The sequence below is a fragment of the Candidatus Nomurabacteria bacterium genome (assembly GCA_023898645.1).
Lineage (GTDB): Bacteria > Patescibacteriota > Saccharimonadia > Saccharimonadales > Saccharimonadaceae > UBA2112.
In genome coordinates, this window is record CP060232.1 from 774,079 (window position 1) to 796,795 (window position 22,717).

Below are 22,717 nucleotides of genomic sequence, written 5' to 3' on the forward strand. Positions count from 1 at the left end.
CACCCCCGACCCGCAATTGCGGGCCAGGGGATGTAAGGCAGGACAGTTCATCAAGCGGCGGCGCGCTGCTCGATCAAATAAACGAGCCAGTCACGCTCACTGTCAGCGATACCGCCAACCAACGGAAGCCTCGCTTCAACTTTTTCCAACTTCTGGGCTGGAGTCAGTAGCAGTGATTCGGTCATGATGCGAGCAACAGTTGACGCTTTGTCGGCCTGGCGTTGACACCAGTATTGCTGTGCACATTCATGTGCATAGCCCGTTGCGTGACGACGGCTGAACCAGCCCGGCTGCGCATTCTTGCTGGCTGGGCGCTCAACCCTAATCGATTTGTCCTTAGCCACAAGGTACTCCTTTGTCGAAGGTATCAGCTCAACATGAGCCTTGACAGAAAACAGCCGTATCCGGCTGCCTGATATTACTATGGCATAAATAGTATTATAAGTCAATCAATTTATCCGGATATAAAAAGCCCCAGGCACCAAGGTACCGGGGGCTGTTGCACCGCTTTTCTCAAATCAGGTCTTCTTTGAAAGTTCGAGCTCTAGCAACTCCGCAAAATTGCAGACCAAGCCGATCACATCTTTGTTGTCACATGACTGACACAATCGAACATCAGAAGTACGAGCGAGACTAACGACTTCTACATCATAGTAGAGTCTGTAAAGTCCAAACCATTCGTAGCCCTCAGTGGTGATCAAAAGATTGAGCTTTTCTTTTAAACCTCGTCGTCCAATCCTGTACAGGTCACCGTTCTCGTATCGACGCTCCTGGTAGTAATTATCCATACCGTCGTCGCCATATTGCTTGAGAATCTGCGTGACTGCATCCATTATTCGTTTGCCAGAGACTCCCGAATTTACACGAACCTTCTTCAAGGCAATAGGGAAATCGCACATATCATGTCCTTACTTGTCGAGCGGCACTCCACAGAGCAAACTACTCTGCTGGTGGTGGAATTTTACAATAAAAGTTTAACTACGTCAAAACAAAAAGACTTCCATGAAGTCCTTTCTCGTGACACTATCGATTGAATTTGTATGAACGCCTGTTAAGAATTCAGATCATCTTGGTCGCACGACAGCTGCAAGGCAACTGACTGACGTAAAATCCCATTCCTGGTACCGCGGGCCGGACTTGAACCGGCACGTCCTTGCGAACACCAGATTTTGAGTCTAGCGCGTCTACCAATTCCGCCACCGCGGCACAAGGCATGGGATTTTCATGACTGTAGAAAATTGTTTACCAATTCCGCCACCGCGTCATGTGCTAAGCAAAAGAGTTATATCTTCTACTAGTTCGGTGTATATTGTATACTAATCTCTGTAGGGAAGCTAGTCAATGCAACCAGAAAATGACAATTCAGAATTCAAGCAAGCGCAACGCGATGCCGCCGCAAATGTGGTTCGCGATCAGTTAGATGCACTCTATGATAACCAACCAAAAGTAATGGCCGCACCCAAACAAGACGAATCAGGCCAAACGAAAGAGCAAGCATACCAGCGTGCAAATGGTTGGCAGCAATACCATACCGAATGGCAAAACTACTATCGAAAGTACTATGAACATTATTATGTCGGCAAGCTTCACCAAGCGATCAATGAACACGAAGACGCCAAAAGAACACCTGATGAAAAACAACAGGCAGAAATCGAAGAACTACGCGCCAAGATAGTCGAAGGCGCCAAAAAGAATGTCAAAAAAGCACGAAAAAGTCGCCACTTCATTCCGCTCGTTAGCGCAGTTGTGGTCGTATTAGTCGTCGCATTTTTACAATACAACGAAATCATCTTTGCAAACGTCCAGGCGTACATAAGCCCGGGCAACATCGACCCACAAAACATCGTCGTCGACCCGAATGCCAGCACACACGTACCACCAGCTCCGAAGCTTATCATCCCCAAAATCAACGTCGACGTGCCTGTCGTTTATAACGTGCCCAGCGATTACAACGACCTGATGTCCGCCATGAAAAAAGGCGTGGCGCATTTTTCTATACCAGGAGCAAATAGCGTACCAGGGCAGCTTGGTAACACCGTCTACTCAGGCCATAGCAGCAACGATCTGTTCGACCCCGGCGATTACAAATTCATCTTTGCCCAACTAGAGAAACTAAAAAAGGGCGACACGATTTTCGTCAATTACAATTCAACACGATACACGTATACAGTTACCAAGATGCAAGTCGTGGAACCAACCGACGTCCAGGCGCTGCTCGGCCACAACGACAAACCATATCTGACACTCATTACGTGCACGCCGCTTGGTACAGCACTCCACCGCCTACTTGTTACAGCCGAGCAGATTTCGCCCGATCCTTCCAAGGCTAAAGCTGAAAATACATCAGGGAATTCACAGTCCAACACAGCGATGCCGGGTCAGGCACCGACAGTCTTAGAGCGACTCTTCGGCGCACGCTAACGAAACCTTATGGCAATATAAGCCGTGCTCGTTGAAATACGTAGCCTTTGTCAGTCTTGGCTATGTCGTAGACGTATTTATCATTCACACTCAAGCTGACAGCAAGTCCCTCGGCAGCAGGCATAATATCCTGCTGATTTGCGCCGTCAAATTCATAAAAACGCAGCGTCCCGCCATAATCCGACCAAAGCATGAAATCATCCAACCACTGAAGCGGGCGTTGTGATTTAGCCGAATACTTCCATGTTGTCTCGTCGTATTTTTGCAGCTCTAAATCATACGTCGCATAACCGTTTAGTAGTGTTGCTACGATGAATCTGTCGCTACCACGAACCTCTAAGTTCCATGTACCATCCGGCAAAGTATGCTCGCCATACTGCTTTAGAGAACCTTTGTTGTTTGGTGTCGGCAACGTACCGGTCAGTACCGTCATATCGTTTCCGTGCACGATTCCCACATAGGATTGGCCAAAATATTGAGACAAAGCGGCAAAAAGCGGCTTTTTATCAGCAGGGTAGGTGGCGATTGTTTGCGGCTGAGGTATGTCAATTGCCGCGTAGCCAACCGACATCTGAGACTTAGCGTCTACTTTGGTTGAGTAGGCGATCGTTTTGTCGTCATACGTCGTAAAGTCTCTAACATTCGTCACGAGCGGACGTGACAATGTTTGCTCGTCGAGATTAATTCGCTGTACTATATCGCCATTTTGCACGAACAACAGTGAGTGGTTGCCGCCAGCAAACTCAATCCTTGATGGTGATATTGCGTAAGTAGTATTAAGATCGATAGATTGATCAGGCGAGTTGCGATTTAACAAAAGCCATTCCATTTTGTTGTTGTCGTACGTATGGCGAATGAGTACTACTTGATTATCACCGCTCCAGCTATCCAGGGCGAATGATTGCTTTTTGCCAGCCGATGGGGCCGTATAACTTCCTACCGGTAGCGTTAACGTACTGTATTTCGGAGTGTCGTTTTGGATATCAACCAACGTAAAAGCCGGTTGGTCGGCAGCTTGATGAAGCAACATATAGTGGCGATCCGGAGAGGCTAAGGCGCTAGTCAGCACAGCATATGTCTGCAGCGACTCTGGAGTAATGGTTTGAGGGATTAAGCGTGCATACGATAGCCAAGCAACTTGCCCAGGTTTAACCATTATTGATTTTTGCCACACTCTATAACCATTGTCACTAAACGTAACGAAATGATTTCCACTATCTACTGTCGTCTTAGTATTCGTTAGTGATCCGAGCTTCATTTCGTCCAGCGTTACCTGGGCGCCGGTCGGTATGCTATAAAACTGAAGCAGGCCGCCTTGTTCCAGCTTGCCATCTTTTTGATTGAACTGGTAGCCAAGGACGACCAGCATCAAAAGCGATACGATTACCGTGACAGAAAGCGTCATAAAGGTGTAAACGGCTGTACGCATCCATGTTTTGCGCTCTGAAGAAACGAGTCGTGACATATGCAATTAGTATAGCAAAACGACACCCTTAATGCGATTATGATAATAACTCTTGCAAAATTATTAATAGACGCCTAACATAAGTATTACATATATACATAAGGGGATACGATGACGAAAGCCGCCACAGTCAGCATCGATGGTCAGGAATACGACGCCAAGACTGGCTTGCCTGTATCTGCTGAGTCAAAAACTTCGCCTCATCACTCATCGGTCCGCTCATCTCATGTCGTTGGCGCAAAGACACCGGCGAAAAAGCTACATAGTACAACACGACGTTCTATGACGTTGCGTCGCCAGGCGCTCAAAAGGCCAGTCCCCGCCAAGCACGCCATTACTGGTCATAAACCCGTAAAACACATGGATATCGCTCGTCCACAACAACATGCGAAAATACATCGCTTCGCACCGCACCCAGTTGGCGCGCTAAAGCCAAAACCGAAGTCTATGGACATCGGCCCTGTCGTACACCCGCATGTTGCCAAAGCGCACGCCGCATCCGCTGCCAAAGCGCAGCCACTTGCTCGCAGTCTGACAGCTAGTGAGATCAAGAACGAAGCCATTAAAAACGCCATCGCGAACACTCACAAGCGCCCTTCGCTTAAAAGCAAGTTACGCCCACGCCAACGCGTCATGGCCGTACTAAGCGCAACGCTCGCAATCGTTCTACTCGCAGGGTACGTTACATACCTAAATATGCCGTCACTGTCCGTCCGTGTCGCTGCAGTCCAAGCGGGAATCGATGCAAATTATCCTGAGTACCGTCCAGATGGCTACAGCCTCAACGGACCGGTTACGTATTCAAGTGGCGAAGTTAGTATGAACTTCAAGGCGAACGGTAGTTCACTTGCGTTTAAAGTCAACCAAAGCAAGAGTAGTTGGGACTCCAACGCAGTACTCGACAACTACATTACACCTCGAGCGGGCAGCAACTACGTACCGTATACCGAACGTGGTCTGACAATCTACACCTATGGAACTAACGCCGCATGGGTCAACGGTGGCATCCTGTACACCATCGAAGGCAATGCGCCTCTCAGTAGCAGCCAGATTCGTCACATCGCTACAAGTCTGCTCTAGCAGTTCGCAATCTGTTATACTACTGTAAATGACAAGAACAAGGTTTGCCCCAAGTCCTACAGGCTATTTACACGTCGGCGGTATCCGTACCGCGCTCTTTGCGTGGTTAGTTGCACGTCATGCTGGCGGTCAATTTATCTTGCGACTTGAAGATACCGACAAAAACCGCGAAGTCGAAGGTTCGGCGGAGCACCTCATCGAAAGTCTAAAAGCACTCGGTTTGAACTATGATGAAGGCCCAGACACAGGTGGTCCACACGGACCGTATCGTCAGAGCGAACGCCTTGATATCTATAAAGAATGGGCTCAAAAACTCATAGACGCGGGCAGAGCATATGCCGACCCTTATACAGCCGAGGAAGTGCAACAATTCCGCGAACAAGCTCAAGCCGAGAAACGTCCGTTTCTGTACCGCAATCATCGACCAGAAAACCCACCAGCATGGGACGGCTCGGCGCCACTTCGGTTCAAGTCAGACCCGAAGGGCTATCAATGGGACGACCTCGTGATGGGAAAACGCGCCGCGGGACCCGAAGTAATAGACGATTTTATACTGATTAAATCTGACGGCTACCCAACGTACAACTTCGCACATATCATCGACGATGCCCTGATGGAAATCACGCACGTTATCCGCGGCCAGGAATTCATTTCCAGCATGCCGAATTACCTGAACCTGTACGAAGCACTTGGTTTGGACCGTCCATACTTCGCCACTATGCCACATATCATGAACGAACAGGGCAATAAAAAACTTTCTAAACGAGACGGAGCCAAGGACGTACTCGATTACATCCGAGATGGCTACTTGCCAGAGACTTTGTTTAGTTTCATCGCAACACTGGGCTGGAACGACGGTACCGAACAAGAAGTTTTCACCCGAGACGAGCTCATCACCAAATTCAGCTTAGACCGCGTGCAACACAGTGGTGCGCGATTCGACGAAAAGCGCCTGCTTTGGATGAACGGTCAATTTATCCGTCAACTATCACTTGATGATTTGTGGAACCGTGTTACTGAATTCTGGTCACCTGAGGCAAGCGGTGCGGACGAAGCATACAAGCGTCGCGTACTCGCCCTGGCGCAGGACCGCCTGAAAACTTTGTGCGACCTGCCGACATTAACCAGCTATTTCTTTACCGAACCAACACCCGACTGGACTATGATCGAAGGCAATAAACAACTTGCCAAGTTTGAACGACAACGACTCGTAGAACTGTTAGGGCAGGCTAAAGTAGCGCTAGAATCGTCTGACTTTTCCGCCGACGCACTACAACAAACGCTTAATAATCTACTCGAACAAACTGGCGAAAAACCTGGCACGTTGTTTAGCCTTATTCGCTTTGCCATCACCTGGGCGCCATTTAGCCCAGCGCTACCTGAAACTATGGAAGTTTTGGGAAGAGACAAGACTCTTAGCCGCTTGCAAGCTGCTATTAATAACGCAAACTAACAATTTGTTCTTTCTCTGCCGATACGAGAAAGAACGACTTTTGGTACTTTGGGGCACCAAAGTACATTAAGCTTGGTTCTTGGAATCGCAAGAACAAAAGATGGCTCTATCTGTTACAATAAGCATAAGCTATGCATGCATTACATAGGTCAATTATGGATCGTATCCATAAATGGATGGGCAAGCACCACGCAGCAACCATAGCAATTGCTGTTTGTGGCCTATTGCTCGCAACCGCAATGGCGGTCTTTGCAGTGCTGTATCAATCTCCCAAGCAAGTCGCCGCTCCAAACGCCAATCCTACACCTACACCCACGGCTACGCCCGCACCTATCTATTACTCGCCGCTGACCGGTGAAAAGGTGCCAGACCAAGCGTCGACACAACAAGTAGTTACCGGCGTTATGATCGAAAACAGCCTTAACGCGCGACCACAGTCCGGCCTCCAGCAAGCAGGCGTTGTCTTTGAAGCCATCGCCGAAGGCGGCATTACGCGCTTCTTGGCTTTGTACCAGCAAGAAAAGCCGCAGATGATCGGACCCGTTCGCAGTTTACGCCTATATGACATCGACTGGTTTGCGCCGTTTCAAGCATCCATTGCACACGTTGGCGGCAGCTTATATGCGCTTCGCGAGGTCAGAAACGGCAGCTACCGCGACATCGACCAATTCTTCAACAGCGCATACTACTGGCGCTCAACCGACCGCTGGGCACCACACAACGTCTACACTAGTTTCGCCAAACTAGATCAACTCAACAGCAGGCGAGGGTACTCCACGTCCACCTTTACGGCCTGGCCACGCCAAGACGGTAAACCTGCTAGTAAAATCGACGCAAACAGTGTAGACGTTACCATCAGCGGGCCGCTCTACAACAGCCACTACGCTTACGACAAGACGACTAATTCATACGTCCGTTACCAAAACGGAGCACCGCACCTAGACCGCGAAAAGGGCAAAATCAAGCCGGCAGTCGTCATTGTCATGGACGTACAGGAACAAACGGTGCTGCAAGACGGATATCGCGAACAAATCACGACAAAAGGCATTGGCAAAGCGCATATATTTCAAAATGGCACCGAAACTGAAGCATATTGGCACAAAAAAGACCGTGGTAGCCAAATTCGATTCACCGATGCGTCAGGCAAGGACATTCCGCTCAATCGCGGACAAACGTGGATTTCTGCAGTACCAGCAAATGAAGGGGGAGGAGTGACATGGAAACTCACGAAGTAAAACCCGACCCTATAAATAAACCTCTTATGCGTGACTATTGGCCAAAGTATCGCAACCGAGCATATATTATCATCACAGCCGCTCAATCGAGCGCCATATTGGTGATTATGCTGACCTTACAGCTGACAGGTGCCATGCATCTTAATTTTTATTGGTTCTTTGCAGCTGCGCTCCTGTCGTCAATTCTCATGAACTCAGCAACACTATTATTGGCTATCGTGCTCGGGGCACCGTTCCGCGACCTCGTCTATGCAATTGTGCTTGCGGCAGGCGAACCCTCCGCCGAGACGCCGCCCAATCCTAACAAGTACGAGTACGACAACGACGGCTTCAGAGAAATCCTTCAAACCGTCTACGAGATGGCGTCACAAGAGGACGCACCCGTTAAACCTGTCGAAACCGTCGACACTTTCATCAAGGACGGCCTAGACAGCACTTCAACCGGCATCGTCATTTTAAACAGCGACCGTGAGGTTGTGTATCACAACCGTCACGCGCCTGTGCGTGTCGACACGAAAGAGCGCGACGTTCTTGATTTAATCTTTCCTGACCACGACTCGCTAACCGACTGGTTAGACAATGAAACTAAAAACAAACTTACGGCAGAACGCACCTGGACCCGTGTGTCCGACAAGTTACCCGGCGAAAAAGGCCGACGTATTTTCGACTTAGTCGTAAGCTATCACAAGGACAACGCCGCCGAAACGGTGCTCACAATGTTCGAACGAACCAAAGAGTATATGCCCGAAGAAGATGACCTCGACTTTATATCGTTCGCTGCACACGAGTTGCGCGGGCCAATCACGGTCATACGTGGCTACCTAGACGTCATAAATGAAGAGCTAGGCCCCAAAATGGAAGACGATCAAGAAGAACTAATGCAGCGCCTCATTGTCGCCTCTAACCGGCTAACAAGCTACATAAACAACATTCTGAATGCCTCGCGCTATGACCGACGCCACCTTAAGCTACATCTAACCGAAGAATCCGTTCGTCATATCTACGATTTGATTTCCGACGACATGCAAATGCGCGCCTCGGCGCAAAACCGCATACTAGTCACGGATCTTCCGGAATCATTGCCCACGGTCGCGGCTGACGCTAACGCAATTGGTGAAGTTCTCGGCAATTTGATCGACAACGCCATCAAATACAGCAACGAAGGAAGCCTCGTCCACGTCACCGCTCATGCCATACCAGGATTCATAGAAATATCCGTCATCGACCGTGGCATCGGTATGCCGTCAAACGTCATACAAAACCTCTTTCATAAATTCTATCGCTCGCATCGTAGTCGCGAGACCGTCGCAGGTACAGGAATCGGTCTGTATATCTGCCGTGCAATCGTGTCTTCACACGGCGGCACCATTACGGCACGTAGCGTCGAGAACGAAGGTGCCACCTTTACCTTTACGCTGCCGATTTACGACACCGTTGCAGATAAAATTAAGTCCGAAGCAAACAACAACAAAATATTAATCGATAAAGGCGGTGGCTGGATTAAAAATCACTCTATGTACAGAAACTAGCTGCTAACTCTATAGATAAAATATGCAATTTATATTAGGATAATGACAATGGCAATTAAGAAAATTCTCGTAATCGAAGATGACCGATTCATCGGTGAGATGTACGTCCGCAGTCTCAAAAAGGCTGGCTATGAAGTTGACTGGATGGTCGGTGGTAATGATGGCCTGATAGCCGCGCGGAACAAACCATATGACCTCATCTTACTTGACGTCATGCTCCCAGAGCGTCGCGGCAATGAAATCCTAGAATCTCTCAGGGGCAAAGAGAACCTGATTCCAGATACCAAGATTATCGTCCTCACTAACTTCGAACAAGACGAAGAATCACGTACCGCTATGGAGCAGAATGCCGACGGTTATCTCATTAAAGCCGAAATCACTCCGCGCAAGCTTCTCGATGTTATCGCAAATCTAGAAAAATAACCCCTCTTTTCAAGTGCGCTTATAGCGCTCCTTACTAAGAGGGGGGTCCCCAGTGAATGTCGACGTGGTTACGTTCGGACAAACTGGCTTTCTGGAGGACGTACTGGCCGTACCGAGAATGCTGTGCGCAAAATGACCGCAACGGCAGTAAAGCATCACTATGCACGTGCTCTTTAGACATGGCGCATAGATATTTCGCCTTGGCGCCACAAGCAGCACAACAGTCATCAAAAAACACGTCCGCCACACGCTGGTCTGAAGCCCTATAACCCCACTTGTCCCAGCCCTTGCCAGCGTCAAGCGTGCCTTCTATGACATCGCCATGCATGCCGACTCGCAGCAGAACCATGCTTCTGAGCCAACCGTACCTCGGCATAGTCCCAATGCTCTGCATGTTTCTAATGTCAGATTCATGATACATACCGATGTACCGCATCGCCAAGTCATCATTGTCCCATGCGTTAAAACCACATCGACAGAGATTTCCAGGCACTTTATGTTTAGGCCGATGACCGAAACATACAGCCTTGTCATTCACGCCATATATTCCAGCATTTACGATCAGTGGCTTAAATCTCAAAGTTCTGAGATCCGGCGCCACCGAGGCATATGCACCCTTCCAGCCTATGACCCAATTCGTCGAAACGCCATCCACGACATGGATTTTACTTCCGTCCGCAGCGCGCGAATATGCATCACCCAACGTTACTCCTAAGGTTCAATCCACCTGGACGTTATTACTATGATTTGCCTGCGGAAACTTGTCAACGCCAAAGAAAATCCCTCCTTTTGAGAACGCTTTATAGCATTCTCTACTCAGAGGGTAGTTCCCGGTATATTCCGATGTCGTTATGCCGCGACAATGCCGGGAGTTGCAGGATGTAGTGCCCATATGCGGCGTGCTTCGCACAGAATGTCGCGAGTGGATATAGTTCCTCGTCGTTTATTCTCGTTTTTGCCGTAGCGCAAACATATCGAGCCTTTGCGTTACAAGCGGCACACTTACCATCAAAGAATACGTCTGAAACCAGCTGCCTTGAAGCCCTGAAGCCCCATTTTTCCCAGCCAGTTCCAGCATCGAGCGTACCCTCGACCACCTCGTCGTACATGCCAACCCGCAATAATGCAAGGCTTAGCCGAAAAACACTTCGCGGGTAGTAGCGAAAGGCATAGCCAACGCGCATTGCTTGATGAAATTTCATATAACTCACGGCTGTGTCGTATTCATTCCATGAGTTAAACCCACACTTGCATGAATCATGCGGTGCCGTGTGTATGTCTCCAAACATACGACACGATGCGAGTGCGTCAACGCCGTACGCAGAGCTACTTATTGCAGCAGGACTAAACCTTAGCGTACGTAAATCAGAAGCCAAGGCTACGTTGGCAGTTTTCCAGCCGATTATCCAATCAGTGGAAACGCCTCCAACGACATGCAATTCACTCATTATGCGGGAGTCTTTTCAGGCTCTTTGGCGGGTGTAGCAGGGGCGGGAGCGGGCGATGGTGTCGGTACGTGCTTCGGTATGGGCTTATTCGGCTGCACATGACGTCTGCGTATCGGGTTTTCAATCCCCATTGTTTCTCCTAAGGTGCAATCCGTGACGGATAGTGGGCCGAATTATAGCCTAGTCCCATCCTTGTTTCAACTCACTGCATCTGGACAACCTCTGTTAATTTTGGTAAAGTAGGCTGGACGCAATCCGAATTATGCGGCCTTATATGAATCCTTCGGACCATATAAGACCTAGCATTCCTCGGAAGAGCGCAAAAATGAGCAAGCTAATTTTTGCCGCTCATCGCTCGAAATGCGGCCTTATCGTCTAACGGTTAGGACATCAGGTTCTCATCCTGGCAATCCGGGTTCGATTCCCGGTAAGGTCACCAAATCGGAACTAAAACGGAAACGGTCGCCCTGTCGGGCGGCTTTTTCGGTGGCGGCGCGGAGCGCCTGCCAGCGGTTTTTCAGGGGGGGGATAAGAAATTGGTCGTCATTTATGACGACTTCTTTTTGTCGCATTTGTAGGTTCGACCCGAAGATTTCGAGTAAGAGCGACTTTTTCGCTAGTAAGTCATCACTTTTTGCAATTTTACAGATAGAAACGGCAGTTTCTATCCATTGTTTCATCGGTTCGACCCACGTCGAAACGCCAAGTGCCGTTTGCTCGATTTGCTCCTGCAAAAGTTTCTTTTCGCCCAGTATTTCGGCTCGCTTGGCTTGGTATAGTTCGCGCTCCACGTCGCCGTCTAGGTAACTATCAAGCAGACGCTGCAACTTTTCGGACAGCTGCGCGATACTAGCTTGCAAGGCTTTAGTTACGGTCGCATATTGGGTCTGCTCTTTGGCTTCGTCCTCACGTATCAGGTCGCGCAGCTTGTCCGCCCACGCGGTGGGCATAGCGTAGCTCTGTAGTAATACAGACACTTGCTTGTCCAGCTCCTCGGCTCTGATGTGCGGCTCTCGGCAAGCTACTGTTTTGCTCTTGCGAGTACAGCGGTAGTAGGTATAGACATGTACATTACCGTTTTTCTGCCGCTTTATGCGTGTTTCTGCGGTAAACATCATACCGCACGAGCAATACACCGAGCCGCACAGTGGCTGGGGGTTGTTGGCTTTTCTGGTTGGTTTGCCGCGCTGGTGTAAGACAGCTTGCACCTTGTCGAATAGCCGTTTTGAGATAATACCCGTATGCTTGCCCTCATGGACTTCGCCAAGATACAGAAAATGTCCATAGTAAAACGGATTTGATAGCATACGCGTTACGCGAGTGCGCGAGTGGGGTTTGCCTCCTGTGGTCTTTTTGCCACGTATCATGCCTTGTTTTGTTTGTATGCCATTGGCATACAGAAAGTCGGCGATTTCGTCTAATCGTTTATCACCGCGAGCATACAGCTCGAACGCCCCCTGCACGATCGGCGCAGTCTTGCGGTCAATCTTTATGGTTTTTGTTCGCAGGTCGTTATAGTAACCGAGCGGTGCGCCTCGTGGGTAGCGTCCGTCGCGTACCATTTGCCGCAAGCCTCGTTTGGTATTGAGCGATAGGTTATCGACATACTGTTTAGAGGCGTTAAACTCATTGGCAAGCATATATTTGCCTTGTGGCGTGTTCTCGAACCAAAAGTGCGGAAACTTTAAGTCAATCAGCACATACTCATCGAGCATGTAAATAATCTTGCCGCTATCTATACTATTACGAGAAAGTCGGTCAGGCATCCACGCTAAAATCCCGTTAGCCTCGCCAGCCTCTATGCGTTCTAGCATTTTGTTAAACTTCGGACGCCCTGGCTTTTTCGCTGTTTGTTTTTCTATAACCGTCTCGATAATATGTACGTCCATACGATCAGCAAACTCTTTGAGTTCGGTAATCTGCGCCGCAATGGACAATACCTGTTTATCTTCTACGTCCGTACTCTTGCGGACATACAAAAAATATATAAGTTTTTGCGCGATAGGTAACATACAACCCTCCCAACTTAAAAGGCTACTCCGCTTGGAAAACAATTCAGCATACGCCAAATAGTTGCGAAGTAGCCGTTTAAGCCTACAAAAATAGCATATGCCTTGAATTGTTTTCCATTTATCAGTATACCACGCTACGGACGCGGAGCGTGTCGGCTATGCCGACTAACAAAAAGAACCATGCCGTAGGCATGGCAATTTCTTACCTCCCCCCAGAAAAACCGCTGGCAGGCGCTCCGCGCCGCCACCGAAAAAGCCGCCCGACAGGGCGACCGTTTCCGTTTTAGTTCCGATTTGGTGCGATTTTACGCCGAAGTCCGAACCGATTTCCGAGAAAATCCCTAAGCTCAGCCCCGACGCCTGCGGGCGCACGCGCCCGCTCGCCCCACCAGAAAAACCCTTTGCCTATTTTTTTATTTTTCCCCGCCGAATTTCTTTTTTGAAACTGAAAAGGGTGTTTTCTGGTGGTGGCGATTATCTGCATCTATTGCCTAGCAAAAATACGGTGTAAATAGTACAATCATGACAAGCATTTATGCTAGACCTAAACCAAACGCAAGTTTGGCATGGTCGTCAAATCAACAAAGAGAAACAGCTCGTCATGAGTACTTCTCTTTGTTGTCATTGCTGGAAACGGCAGTGGGTAGCTCTCGGGCTGCCGCTCGTGGCGGGCTTTTTGGTTCGCTACATCCATTCAACAAAGTATAGCAATAGGAGACCAGCGACATGACAGAAAATAGTAAAATGGAACAATCGGAGAGTCAGGGGCTTGCGATAGCATCGTTAGTTCTTGGTATTCTGGCAATTATTACTTGCCTAGTGCCGTATATCAGCATAGCTCTTGGAGTTATAGCGATTATTCTTGGTGTAATTTCTGTCAAAACGAAGGGTCGCAAGAAGGCAATTTCAGGAATTGTTACGGGAAGTGTCGGAGTGGTTTTAGCTATTATCGTGTCCGTCATGACTTTCGTAGCACTTCCAGCTCTACAAAAAAATCAACGTGACACAGCACGCAAAAATGATGTAAGCATAGCGTCTAGTGCGGTTGCTACATATTCGTCAAATAATCGTGGACAAATGCCAGATAGTGCTGTTGATTTAAGCCAATATATTACCGACCTAACTCTTATATCAGTTGAAAGCGAAGGCACGCCGACAACCGACACGGCTATTTACAAAAAAGGTGCGAACTGCGATGGAACAGCCTCAGGTCGTGCATATGCAATAACAGTGCTCCTAGAAAACGGCTCAGAGTACTGTCAGGGGTCATAGAATACGATGGAACGATTTTTCACCGGACTTATTACAACACTCAGCATACCTATTCTTCTGCTAAACGTTTTAGGCGGTATCATCGGGGGTATTTGGCTCATGGTTGCCGGTGAGTGGTCATTATTCATAGGCGGCTTACTCTACATGATGTTTGGTGCAATGATTATCGGTCTATTTCTTATGCCTAGCTTACTTTTTGCCGCACCAGCGGCAGCATTTGCTGAAAAGCGCAAATACGTGCTGTTTTTCATCTTTGGCTTGCTTGGGATTGCATACACCTATGGACTTATTGCGGTATCTACATACTACGTTGCGGATATTGCCTTGAGTTCTCAATCTGCGCCACTTTGGGCAAGTCTACTGTGGCTTTATGCGGTAGTTCTTGCGCCGTGGCAATATATGGCTTCAAAAGAACAAGATAACACCTCAACAGGTATGACAACATTCTTTCTTGCGCTTGGTGTTCTCGCATTGATGGTTTGCATTGGCATATTTGGCATGACACTTGGTCAGGCATTTCCTGTGCTTGTTGTAATCCTTGTAATATCTCTGGTTATGCAATTGCTTTTCACTTACGCGCTTACTCGTGCCGAGAAACAAGCGACTCGACACGAAGATGGAGATGTCATAGATATTGAACAGACAGACGACAATAAACGAACTTGGGGAGATTTAGAATAATGCAACTTCCACACTCAAAAACTCGTCAAACGTATATAGATCAAATTAAAGTCGTCGAGGCGAACCTCAAAGACGCGACATCTGGCGAGAAAGACAAGGCGTTACTTGCTCAAGTGCAAAAACGACTCGATTCTCTGGCTGAAAAATATCAATTTAGCGAAGAAATTGGCACAGCAAGATACAAGCTCTACGAATTGCAGGCGTTAGTTCATTATTTTAACGGTCATGACGATGACGCACTAGATTTTATCAATCAAGCCATAGATACGCGCGGCGAAACATATGCAAAAGCAGAAAAAATCAAACAGCGATTATCACTTGGCGACTCTCATGTTACAAAAACTGTAAATCCCGATAAAATTACGAAAGAACAGCGACGCGAACAAAAAATTGGGCTTGAAGGTTGGTTGGCGCTTTTTACCGTCGGCATTATCTTAGCCGTAGTTCTTCACTTAGTGGCTGTAGGTTTTGGATTTTATAATTTAGGCAACCTAGGTAATACAGCTGATGACTTTGCAGCCAGCTTACTTGGTCCTTACTATACTTTCTTAATGCTTGCTTCGTTTGCGATGGCTTCTCTATCTGCTTGGCTACTATACTTACTGTTTAAGTGGAAGCGATTAGCTCGCTGGGTCGGTATTATTCTACTCTCGCTATCAATACTGATATACTTCATCGATTATATGTGGTATGCAAATCTAATGTCCCAGATATCTGGACTTGACCCCCAAAGGGGTGACGCTAGCGTAGGTTGGGCTATTGTATGGATAATATATCTCTGCGTTTCAAAGCGAGTCAAAAGGACGCTCACGAAATGACGCAGCACAAAGAAAACTATTCATGGATTTATATCGGGCTTGCAATACTTATTGGCGGCACGATTCTGTATTTCCTCTTTTTCTCACCTAGTTCTGGCTACGTCAAAATCAAATATCGTGATGACAAAGTAAATATTTCAGCAAGTAACTTTGAACCTCTCAATAAATCAGACTCAACTGTTAAAGGTGCATGGTACGACGGTAACAATGAATATATGGTTATAAAGTTGAATGGCACATATTATCACTATTGCGGTATGCCAAGCAGCGCATGGCGCAACTTTTCATCTTCAAGCTCGCTTTATTCTGCCTACCAAGACGACATCAAAGGCAATTTTGATTGTCGTGTAAATCCTGTACCGAGTTATGACTGATGAAAAATAATATTTCGATCAACAAGTTTTTACTCATCGGCTTGATTGCCGCCGCGTTAGCTGGTGGCAGCTACGCAGGCTTTTACTACACTAGCCAACATTACGAGGCAAAGGAAAGCGCAAGGCTCGCACAGGAAGAAGAAACCGACCGCAAGAACTTGATTTGCGAAGCTCGAGTGCAACGCGGTAAAACAGGCGACGTTAAAAGTGACTATTTCATTTTTGAGCGGAGCGAAAAAGAGGACGATTGCAAAAGGTTTATAGAGTATAAGAATATACCCGATGATACCGAGGGATTTTGGCTAGGGTTTTAAGGAGATAAAATGAATTTACCGAAAGACAGCGCACATAAAACAAAACATCACGAACCAAAGCGACAGACTTGGGTCGCTGTTCTGGCGATTATCGCTATTGTCATTAGCGTGGCTAGTGCTGGTTTTTCGGCGTTAGTATATTTCAATACACCGCTTCAAATCAATAACTATGTACAATCACACAAAGACGAATTAAAGGGTGCAGACGGTCAAGATGGGCGTGATGGTATGGATGGTCGCAATGGCTCAAACAGCTACTCTCCGACTCACTGTAGTAGCTATGATTATGGCTACGGTTATTCGTCAACTAATTGTTATTAGACGAGGGGTTTATGTGTCGCTTAAGCGACACATGGCGGCTTCGCCGCCTGAGCGAAGCCTCGACGCCTCTGCCATTTATGGCAGTCGAACCACCAGAAAACACCCTTTTCAGTTTCAAAAAAGAAATTCGGCGGGGAAAAATAAAAAAATAGGCAAAGGGTTTTTCTGGTGGGGCGAGCGGGCGCGTGCGCCCGCAGGCGTCGGGGCTGAGCTTAGGGATTTTCTCGGAAATCGGTTCGGACTTCGGCGTAAAATCGCACCAAGAAAAGCACCCGTCATAAGACGGGTTTTTTTCTTGGTGACCTTACGCGCGGAATTGAACCCGGATGCGAGATGCTCTCAGCATCGCGCGAATCCGGGTTCGGCGTAGTGAACGAAACGAAAGAAAGCGCCGAAGGCATTTTCTTGAGCGAGTGAGCGAAGGAGCGGAGATTTCTATAAGAAATCGGAGCGATGTCCCGGTAAGTTATATCATCCTTTCATCGCCCTCATAAATCCACAAATTAAAAAGCCGGAGCCGTAGTTTGCTTTTGCAAAACCACGACACCGGCCGGCTAACAGAACACGCATACCGATGAGCCCTAAAGCCATCCAGTACCCGTACAAAGGTGTGTACACACGATCCAATCGTTCACTGCTCTGTGTGACGCCGTTTACGTTTGTCAGTGACACTGAATACCACAGCCGCTACGCTCAACACTGCAAGTGTAACTAGAACCGGGTAAGCAACCTGTGCAGGCAGAATATCTTCATACCGCCAAGCAACATCGTGCCCATTCAACAACAGGTATATAACTGCCGGTACTGCGGAGGCAACGAATAGGGTAGCTCCGAAACTTTTCGTCAGCAATTCTGACTCATCGCGCCAAAGTACCGTTAAAACAGCTAGCGGAACCACTACTACCGCATACAGCAGGAGGATCGGCGGAATTGTGCCCATCGACAAAATATTATGAATTACAGCATCCATGTCGTCTCCTTTGACGAGTGTTCTGTGGATGTGAGGTACAACACCCCACCGTGTGCCCCTATTTGTACAGCAAAAAGCAATAATTTGCAATAAAAAAGCCGAGACTGCAATCCGATTCTACGAATTACAGTGCTCAGCTTTGCTTGCGTTTGTTCTTAATACCACGTCGCCACGCGGCAAGCCACCTGATGACCACTACCGTCACAAGCGATACTACATACCATGAAGCGCGCACCAACACGGGCGCATTCACGATGTATGTCACCACCATGACAATGAGCGGCAATGAAAATGACCACCAAACGCGACCATATCGTTGCTTCGACAGCACGAGTAACAATAGCGTCATTACAGCCAGTGACAGCAGCACCGACACGTTTCACCCCTTTAAGGTATCGCTCTGTTGGACATCAACAGCTACTAATAGTTTCATATAAAATTGCAACTTTGTCAATGCCCAGAATGACCGACCAGCGGCAAAGTCTTTTGCATTTTTTTCAGAAGTTTACTATACTTAGTATATTAATTACGCACAGGAGGAACTATGAATCCAATAATCGTCGATGTTCGCGAACCAAGCGAATACGCCCGCGGGCACGTAGCTGGCGCACTCAATATACCGCCAGCCAAAATCATGGCCGGAGCCAGTGATCTGGCCGGAGTTGAAAAGAATGCCGAAATCGTACTGTACTGCATGTCCGGCAGTCGCTCTAACGCCTCTATGCACGTGCTACGTTCACAAGGTTTCACAAATCTCAAAAATGGCATTAACGCTCAACAAGTCGCTACAAAATACGATCTCGAAATCGTCCGTTAGATCAATAGTCAGCGGTTAAATCAGGGTGCTCACATCATGCGAGCACCCTGATATTATTTATGAGACTTTTACAACTCTTTATAAAAATTGTATAATATAAATATATTCAATCTCGGTAATCCAACCGCGTGTGAATAGTCTGTGTTTTTAAACACACGTCACAATTCAATCGAGAGACAGGAATGCTATGAAACGTTTGTTTTGTGCATTATTAGTAGGACTACTGAGTATTCTCGCCGCAGTCTTCGGTGCCTTTTCGGCGAATGCCGTGATAGCAATACCGCAGATCAGTGCGGACGTCGTCGCCTATATGGGACCGACATTCGACCCGACCGGTCGTATAGCATACGAAAAGGCGAAACCCTACTTCGGTCAAATCAATGACGGTAGAGAAGTGCAATTTATCGAGTATCCAGCTGGCCTGTGGCCAGCAACAGGACCCGGTACTGACACTCTCGACGAATCAGTAAAAAGTGGTACGTCGAGTGCTATTGCCTTGATCAACGCCGATGTGCAGGACGGGCATAAAGTTGCGCTACTGACTGGCTCGCAGGGTGCTGTTGTATTCACTGAAGTAAAGAAATACTACGACAGCCTGCCACCGGACCAGTCGCTACCGGCAGACACGTTCATGATGATACTAATTGCCAACCCTGATCGCCCCAACGGCGGCATGTTGTCTCGTTTCCCGGGACTACATATTCCAGGCTTGAACATCACGTTCAACGGACCGACGCCAAACGATCAATTTGTAACCTACGATGTAGGAAATGCCTACGACGGCTTTTCGAACTTTCCGCGGTATCCGCTCGATTTGCTCTCAACAGTAAACGCCATTATGGGTATCACGTACGAGCATGGCACACCGCCAAATGTATTCGATCCAAACGTAGACGTATCAACATCCGTAGTGGGCAATACGACGTATTACCTCATCATGCCAGAGCACCTGCCGTTACTTCGTCCGTTGTACGACGCAGGGTGGGGTGGAGTTGCGAACGTCATTGAACCGCTTCTGAGAGTATGGGTAGACGCAGGTTACGACAACAATGATCCGCGGTCAAACCCAGGGCTTCCGGAATCGGCACGACTTTTCATACCGCTACGCAACATCGTCACGGCTTTGAAAAAGTCGCCTGATGCAATCATGGAAGGACTCAACACGATTCCCGCCAGTATTCATCAGTTCCTCTCGCATCCCGTCGCCAACACGAGCGACACGGTGAAGGGAACAGTGCGAGAAGTTAAGAGTCTGACAGCAATCGGAACGCAAAAGATTCGCTCAACAACAGGCTTGACTGTGCCCAGCCAACCTAACGTTACGGGCAAACCAACTTCCGTCAAATCTGTCAGTTCGTTCAAACCGGGAGATGGCGTGAAAAAAGCCGTTTCAGCAAGCCATAGAACGAATCGCCCACAGCCAACCAATCGTCGACATTCTTCCGTCGGCAAAGCTAGGGCTGGCAGAAGCTAAGTCCATCTAAACTTTCGATTGAAGCAACCCCGCTCAATGCGTCCAAGCCATGGATGTAGTGAAGCGGGGTTCTTTATTTTGCTATATCATAGATTGTTATTTTTTTCACAGTTATGGTAAAGTACTCCAATTTACTATAGTCAGGTTGTACAATATAGGTATATGCTCTTCTATGAAAACGTCGACGAACTGACACTACTCAACGACGCAATCGGTGCGAGCGATATGGCATGGTGGGTCATGGAATTTCCAAGCGGAGTTGTCTTTTTTCACCCAAACAAAGTTAAAATGCTCGGCTTCAGCGAGCAAGACGCAGATAGATTTGCACACTATTCATCATTTACGGACCGCATACACAAAGATGATTACGACAAAACGATGCAGGCCATGCGTAATCACTTGCAAGGCAAGTCAGGTCGATACGAAGCGTCATATCGCATCAAAGCAAAAGACGGCACTTATCGCCGTTTTTTTGACCGCGGAAAAATCGTCGCTCGCGACAAAGAAGGCAACGTAGCACTCGCCGGAATTGCCATAGAAGTATTAGACGAAACCTTGCCTATAGCAACTCGGCAAAAAAGTAGTAAGTCGGCCAAATGAAAGAGCCCCGCCCGTACAGTCACCCATGAGGGCGATACTGTACGAACGGGGCTTTTGATTAAATCGGATCAGGAACCGCTACGTGACGCGCGTCGTGACGACGAATGCTTGACTGAAGACGAAGCACTCGCACCAGAAACTTGCGTGTTACGGTGAGCCACCGCATTGCTTCGGTTCAGAGCATGCTTCAAACCATCACCCGGCTTCCATTGACTGCCTGCCGACCGCTTATTGTCGTTCGACACGAGAGCAACGTTTCTATCAACACTTGTCATCCTCGGCCTACGTGGCTTCAGTTGCGTGCTAGTAGAAGGCGTGTTATCGGGCTGACTATTACTAGTCGGCCGATCGCTTACCGTGCTACCACTATTCGTCGTTGAACTCGGTAAAGCTGTCGACGGATGCAACTCGGTTTGCAAGGTATTCACACCCTGCTTGACCGAATCCGCAAACTGCGGCAACGTCTGGAAAAAGCGCTGAATCGACGATCCCGGCTGGAATGTCGTCGGCGTACCTTGATTTGTTCGGTCGTAACCGAGCTCCACGAAGTACTTCAGTACTGGTTCCATCGCATCAATTAACGGTGTCTGAGTACGACCCATTAACGCTGCAATATTGCGAAGCGGTTGAAGCAGAGGCAACGACTTTGCCGGCTCCATGATATACGTCGTGTTGCCGCTAGTCTCAACCCAATTCTCTGGGCTGTTAACGTCAACGTTCAGGTAATCACCATGAATTGCACCTGCATCTGCGATTATGTTCAACATCGCAAATACATTTAGCGGGTCTACAGGAAAGTCCGCAAACAAGTCATACTGACGCACAACGTCCGTCACCTTGTACTGGCTTTCGGGCGTCGCACCGCTAAATGGCACACCGATCACTGGGATGTAAATCCCGGGGACTCTGGCTAACAACCCACCGTTTGGCCGATTAGGATTCCCAATCAAGACAAACGACACATCATTCGCAGCAGGGGCACTCGGATCTTTACCATTTGCATGATCGTTCAGCCACAGATTAACAACTGTTGCTCCTTGAGAATAACCAAACCCGACAACGCCCAAATCGACGCTCGCGTCGATGAGACAGTTCAGATTTGCATTACCGATAGCAGTTGATACTGCAAACAGCGGATCACCACTGCCGGTAAACGCTCCCATGGATCGAGGATACTGGTCTGTGACCCAACCATCTACTGCTTGGGCGTGAACCCATCCCTGCAACTCCTGTTGCAATACTGCAGTCGATTTTGCATCAATTTCAGCGGGAACATCACCAGGTCTAGTACCCGGCACCATGACAACAACAGCTGTCAGCACGATGGCCGATACGGCTTTAAGTGCAGCCATACTGCACCATATTGCTAGCGTCACCAGAGCTCCCATGAGCCCCGAACGCATTCGCGATAGCGTCATACTCCACCTTCCGATTTGTCATACCCGTCGCTACAACGGGTGGGGGAACATTCAAACGTATACTTTCGTACAAAGCTCGAATTAATATTATTATAGCATAAAAATGATAAAAAGTAAATCAAGTGATATGAAAGGCCCCGCATTTACGAGGCCTTTTTGGGGCTAGTAAATACGGGGCTACATGAAATAACGAGCGCGCTCGGCAGTTCGTGCATCCACGAAACTATCGAGTCGTCGTTTCTCGTCGGAAAAATCGAGATCCAAGGCAGCGTCCTGCAGTCGCTCAAAAAGCCGATCAGCCCAAGCACTCCATTTGTTATCGAGTGCTTCAAACTTCTCAACATCCGGCGCGTACAGGAAGTTCGCCTCCTCGATGATCAAGTCTTCCGCTTGCTGGCGCTGCTCATCAAAGTTAACGCCATATGCCTGCTCGTGACGCTTGAAGTACTCCATGAGTTCGATAAGCGGCTCAATCAAGCCGAGTAGGTGAGCGGCCATCGTTCTCGGATGTACGTTTACACCGGTGTTCGTCAATGTCACGCGGGGCTCTGCGGTGTTATCCACCACTGATTTCTCCTTCTGTAAGGTGCTC

The 22,717-nt window shown here is 48.2% G+C and carries 26 protein-coding genes, 2 tRNA genes and 1 pseudogene; 16 read left to right on the plus strand and 13 right to left on the minus strand.

The genetic code is table 11. The annotated features are described in order from the left end of the window. Nucleotides 1-50: 50 nt before the first annotated feature. The 3 genes from H6797_03975 to H6797_03985 all read right to left on the minus strand — a co-directional run bounded on the left by H6797_03975 (nucleotide 51) and on the right by H6797_03985 (nucleotide 1,206). On the minus strand, nucleotides 51-344 hold the full coding sequence (locus H6797_03975; protein ID USN96209.1) for a hypothetical protein: 294 nt from the start codon (nucleotides 342-344) through the stop codon (nucleotides 51-53). 174 nt (nucleotides 345-518) lie between these two features. Continuing rightward, entirely contained in the window at nucleotides 519-899 is a 381-nt protein-coding gene (locus H6797_03980) for a hypothetical protein (GenBank protein USN96210.1), read from the minus strand. 220 nt (nucleotides 900-1,119) lie between these two features. Beyond that, nucleotides 1,120-1,206: transfer RNA gene (locus H6797_03985), tRNA-Leu, on the minus strand. Between the two features lie 135 nt (nucleotides 1,207-1,341). On the opposite strand from H6797_03985, the gene H6797_03990 reads away from it, so the two are divergent. Next, nucleotides 1,342-2,421, plus strand: coding sequence for a sortase (locus tag H6797_03990; GenBank protein ID USN96211.1), 1,080 nt, complete (start codon nucleotides 1,342-1,344; stop codon nucleotides 2,419-2,421). A 7-nt stretch (nucleotides 2,422-2,428) separates the two neighbouring features. Here H6797_03990 and H6797_03995 read toward each other — a convergent pair whose 3' ends face one another. Next, complete coding sequence (locus H6797_03995; GenBank protein ID USN96212.1) at nucleotides 2,429-3,886, minus strand: PEGA domain-containing protein; 1,458 nt, start codon at nucleotides 3,884-3,886, stop codon at nucleotides 2,429-2,431. A 111-nt stretch (nucleotides 3,887-3,997) separates the two neighbouring features. Here H6797_03995 and H6797_04000 point away from each other — a divergent pair, with 111 nt between their 5' ends. The 5 genes from H6797_04000 (at nucleotide 3,998) to H6797_04020 (ending at nucleotide 9,606) form a co-directional block, all read left to right on the plus strand. Beyond that, the gene (locus H6797_04000) at nucleotides 3,998-4,966 is read left to right on the plus strand and encodes a hypothetical protein (GenBank protein ID USN96213.1); all 969 of its coding nucleotides are present in this window, start codon (nucleotides 3,998-4,000) and stop codon (nucleotides 4,964-4,966) included. A gap of 28 nt (nucleotides 4,967-4,994) precedes the next feature. Further along, nucleotides 4,995-6,419, plus strand: coding sequence for a glutamate--tRNA ligase (locus tag H6797_04005; GenBank protein USN96214.1), 1,425 nt, complete (start codon nucleotides 4,995-4,997; stop codon nucleotides 6,417-6,419). A gap of 131 nt (nucleotides 6,420-6,550) precedes the next feature. Next, nucleotides 6,551-7,654 (plus strand): DUF3048 domain-containing protein, encoded by a 1,104-nt coding sequence (locus H6797_04010; protein ID USN96215.1) that lies wholly within the window; start codon nucleotides 6,551-6,553, stop codon nucleotides 7,652-7,654. After that, nucleotides 7,636-9,183, plus strand: coding sequence for a HAMP domain-containing histidine kinase (locus H6797_04015; GenBank protein USN96216.1), 1,548 nt, complete (start codon nucleotides 7,636-7,638; stop codon nucleotides 9,181-9,183). Before H6797_04010 ends, H6797_04015 begins: the two co-directional genes overlap by 19 nt. Before the next feature lie 48 nt (nucleotides 9,184-9,231). Further along, complete coding sequence (locus H6797_04020; GenBank protein ID USN96217.1) at nucleotides 9,232-9,606, plus strand: response regulator; 375 nt, start codon at nucleotides 9,232-9,234, stop codon at nucleotides 9,604-9,606. Nucleotides 9,607-9,640: 34 nt separating this feature from the next. Here H6797_04020 and H6797_04025 read toward each other — a convergent pair whose 3' ends face one another. Further along, a complete protein-coding gene (locus tag H6797_04025; protein ID USN96218.1) occupies nucleotides 9,641-10,309 on the minus strand; it encodes a hypothetical protein in 669 nt (222 codons plus the stop codon). Nucleotides 10,310-10,418: 109 nt separating this feature from the next. Beyond that, complete coding sequence (locus H6797_04030) at nucleotides 10,419-11,054, minus strand: hypothetical protein (GenBank protein ID USN96219.1); 636 nt, start codon at nucleotides 11,052-11,054, stop codon at nucleotides 10,419-10,421. Nucleotides 11,055-11,418: 364 nt separating this feature from the next. Between H6797_04030 and H6797_04035 the strand changes: the two genes are divergently transcribed. Next, nucleotides 11,419-11,493, plus strand: a tRNA-Glu gene (locus H6797_04035). Here the strand turns inward: H6797_04035 and H6797_04040 are convergent. From H6797_04040 to H6797_04050, 3 genes and pseudogenes are all read right to left on the minus strand, one after another. Then, nucleotides 11,453-12,172, minus strand: a complete 720-nt coding sequence (locus tag H6797_04040) for a hypothetical protein (protein USN97108.1) — start codon at nucleotides 12,170-12,172, stop codon at nucleotides 11,453-11,455. The genes H6797_04035 and H6797_04040 overlap by 41 nt on opposite strands. 423 nt (nucleotides 12,173-12,595) lie before the next feature. Continuing rightward, a pseudogene (locus H6797_04045) lies at nucleotides 12,596-13,066 on the minus strand (recombinase family protein). 544 nt (nucleotides 13,067-13,610) lie between these two features. Further along, nucleotides 13,611-13,760 carry a hypothetical protein gene (locus tag H6797_04050; GenBank protein ID USN96220.1) on the minus strand — a complete coding sequence of 50 codons (150 nt, stop codon included), beginning with the start codon at nucleotides 13,758-13,760 and terminating at the stop codon, nucleotides 13,611-13,613. 32 nt (nucleotides 13,761-13,792) lie between these two features. Between H6797_04050 and H6797_04055 the strand changes: the two genes are divergently transcribed. The 6 genes from H6797_04055 to H6797_04080 are packed head-to-tail and all read left to right on the plus strand — an operon-like array spanning nucleotide 13,793 to nucleotide 16,846. Then, nucleotides 13,793-14,338 (plus strand): DUF4190 domain-containing protein, encoded by a 546-nt coding sequence (locus H6797_04055; protein ID USN96221.1) that lies wholly within the window; start codon nucleotides 13,793-13,795, stop codon nucleotides 14,336-14,338. Nucleotides 14,339-14,344: 6 nt separating this feature from the next. Then, on the plus strand, nucleotides 14,345-15,019 hold the full coding sequence (locus tag H6797_04060) for a hypothetical protein (protein USN96222.1): 675 nt from the start codon (nucleotides 14,345-14,347) through the stop codon (nucleotides 15,017-15,019). Beyond that, complete coding sequence (locus H6797_04065; protein ID USN96223.1) at nucleotides 15,019-15,837, plus strand: DUF2569 family protein; 819 nt, start codon at nucleotides 15,019-15,021, stop codon at nucleotides 15,835-15,837. The genes H6797_04060 and H6797_04065 overlap by 1 nt, the downstream gene beginning before the upstream one ends. Beyond that, on the plus strand, nucleotides 15,834-16,211 hold the full coding sequence (locus H6797_04070; GenBank protein USN96224.1) for a KTSC domain-containing protein: 378 nt from the start codon (nucleotides 15,834-15,836) through the stop codon (nucleotides 16,209-16,211). The genes H6797_04065 and H6797_04070 overlap by 4 nt, the downstream gene beginning before the upstream one ends. Then, nucleotides 16,211-16,525, plus strand: coding sequence for a hypothetical protein (locus H6797_04075; protein ID USN96225.1), 315 nt, complete (start codon nucleotides 16,211-16,213; stop codon nucleotides 16,523-16,525). The genes H6797_04070 and H6797_04075 overlap by 1 nt, the downstream gene beginning before the upstream one ends. Nucleotides 16,526-16,534: 9 nt before the next feature. Then, nucleotides 16,535-16,846, plus strand: a complete 312-nt coding sequence (locus tag H6797_04080; protein USN96226.1) for a hypothetical protein — start codon at nucleotides 16,535-16,537, stop codon at nucleotides 16,844-16,846. 631 nt (nucleotides 16,847-17,477) lie between these two features. Here the strand turns inward: H6797_04080 and H6797_04085 are convergent. Together H6797_04085 and H6797_04090 are read right to left on the minus strand one after the other, a co-directional pair. Continuing rightward, complete coding sequence (locus H6797_04085) at nucleotides 17,478-17,816, minus strand: hypothetical protein (protein ID USN96227.1); 339 nt, start codon at nucleotides 17,814-17,816, stop codon at nucleotides 17,478-17,480. A 133-nt stretch (nucleotides 17,817-17,949) separates the two neighbouring features. Further along, nucleotides 17,950-18,192, minus strand: coding sequence for a hypothetical protein (locus H6797_04090; GenBank protein ID USN96228.1), 243 nt, complete (start codon nucleotides 18,190-18,192; stop codon nucleotides 17,950-17,952). A gap of 168 nt (nucleotides 18,193-18,360) precedes the next feature. Between H6797_04090 and H6797_04095 the strand changes: the two genes are divergently transcribed. From H6797_04095 to H6797_04105, 3 genes are all read left to right on the plus strand, one after another. Then, on the plus strand, nucleotides 18,361-18,633 hold the full coding sequence (locus H6797_04095) for a rhodanese-like domain-containing protein (protein USN96229.1): 273 nt from the start codon (nucleotides 18,361-18,363) through the stop codon (nucleotides 18,631-18,633). A 187-nt stretch (nucleotides 18,634-18,820) separates the two neighbouring features. Continuing rightward, entirely contained in the window at nucleotides 18,821-20,107 is a 1,287-nt protein-coding gene (locus H6797_04100) for a PE-PPE domain-containing protein (protein USN96230.1), read from the plus strand. A 162-nt stretch (nucleotides 20,108-20,269) separates the two neighbouring features. Beyond that, nucleotides 20,270-20,707, plus strand: a complete 438-nt coding sequence (locus tag H6797_04105; protein ID USN96231.1) for a PAS domain-containing protein — start codon at nucleotides 20,270-20,272, stop codon at nucleotides 20,705-20,707. 68 nt (nucleotides 20,708-20,775) lie between these two features. Here H6797_04105 and H6797_04110 read toward each other — a convergent pair whose 3' ends face one another. Next, complete coding sequence (locus H6797_04110) at nucleotides 20,776-22,125, minus strand: PE-PPE domain-containing protein (protein ID USN96232.1); 1,350 nt, start codon at nucleotides 22,123-22,125, stop codon at nucleotides 20,776-20,778. Between the two features lie 177 nt (nucleotides 22,126-22,302). Then, entirely contained in the window at nucleotides 22,303-22,689 is a 387-nt protein-coding gene (locus H6797_04115) for a hypothetical protein (GenBank protein USN96233.1), read from the minus strand. Nucleotides 22,690-22,717: the final 28 nt, after the last annotated feature.

What these genes read in the sequence shown, in the direction of transcription:
- H6797_04020 (USN96217.1), top strand. Translation starts at nt 9,232, where the DNA reads ATGGCAATTAAGAAAATTCTCGTAATCGAAGATGACCGATTCATCGGT.
- H6797_04080 (USN96226.1), top strand. Translation starts at nt 16,535, where the DNA reads ATGAATTTACCGAAAGACAGCGCACATAAAACAAAACATCACGAACCA.
- H6797_04100 (USN96230.1), top strand. Translation starts at nt 18,821, where the DNA reads ATGAAACGTTTGTTTTGTGCATTATTAGTAGGACTACTGAGTATTCTC.
- H6797_04010 (USN96215.1), top strand. Translation starts at nt 6,551, where the DNA reads ATGCATGCATTACATAGGTCAATTATGGATCGTATCCATAAATGGATG.
- H6797_03980 (USN96210.1), bottom strand. Translation starts at nt 899, where the DNA reads ATGTGCGATTTCCCTATTGCCTTGAAGAAGGTTCGTGTAAATTCGGGA.
- H6797_03990 (USN96211.1), top strand. Translation starts at nt 1,342, where the DNA reads ATGCAACCAGAAAATGACAATTCAGAATTCAAGCAAGCGCAACGCGAT.
- H6797_04040 (USN97108.1), bottom strand. Translation starts at nt 12,172, where the DNA reads ATGATGTTTACCGCAGAAACACGCATAAAGCGGCAGAAAAACGGTAAT.
- H6797_04085 (USN96227.1), bottom strand. Translation starts at nt 17,816, where the DNA reads ATGGATGCTGTAATTCATAATATTTTGTCGATGGGCACAATTCCGCCG.
- H6797_04065 (USN96223.1), top strand. Translation starts at nt 15,019, where the DNA reads ATGCAACTTCCACACTCAAAAACTCGTCAAACGTATATAGATCAAATT.
- H6797_04030 (USN96219.1), bottom strand. Translation starts at nt 11,054, where the DNA reads ATGAGTGAATTGCATGTCGTTGGAGGCGTTTCCACTGATTGGATAATC.
- H6797_04075 (USN96225.1), top strand. Translation starts at nt 16,211, where the DNA reads ATGAAAAATAATATTTCGATCAACAAGTTTTTACTCATCGGCTTGATT.
- H6797_04070 (USN96224.1), top strand. Translation starts at nt 15,834, where the DNA reads ATGACGCAGCACAAAGAAAACTATTCATGGATTTATATCGGGCTTGCA.
- H6797_04095 (USN96229.1), top strand. Translation starts at nt 18,361, where the DNA reads ATGAATCCAATAATCGTCGATGTTCGCGAACCAAGCGAATACGCCCGC.
- H6797_04060 (USN96222.1), top strand. Translation starts at nt 14,345, where the DNA reads ATGGAACGATTTTTCACCGGACTTATTACAACACTCAGCATACCTATT.
- H6797_04055 (USN96221.1), top strand. Translation starts at nt 13,793, where the DNA reads ATGACAGAAAATAGTAAAATGGAACAATCGGAGAGTCAGGGGCTTGCG.
- H6797_04110 (USN96232.1), bottom strand. Translation starts at nt 22,125, where the DNA reads ATGACGCTATCGCGAATGCGTTCGGGGCTCATGGGAGCTCTGGTGACG.
- H6797_03995 (USN96212.1), bottom strand. Translation starts at nt 3,886, where the DNA reads ATGTCACGACTCGTTTCTTCAGAGCGCAAAACATGGATGCGTACAGCC.
- H6797_04050 (USN96220.1), bottom strand. Translation starts at nt 13,760, where the DNA reads ATGGATGTAGCGAACCAAAAAGCCCGCCACGAGCGGCAGCCCGAGAGC.
- H6797_04005 (USN96214.1), top strand. Translation starts at nt 4,995, where the DNA reads ATGACAAGAACAAGGTTTGCCCCAAGTCCTACAGGCTATTTACACGTC.
- H6797_04105 (USN96231.1), top strand. Translation starts at nt 20,270, where the DNA reads ATGCTCTTCTATGAAAACGTCGACGAACTGACACTACTCAACGACGCA.
- H6797_04015 (USN96216.1), top strand. Translation starts at nt 7,636, where the DNA reads ATGGAAACTCACGAAGTAAAACCCGACCCTATAAATAAACCTCTTATG.
- H6797_04000 (USN96213.1), top strand. Translation starts at nt 3,998, where the DNA reads ATGACGAAAGCCGCCACAGTCAGCATCGATGGTCAGGAATACGACGCC.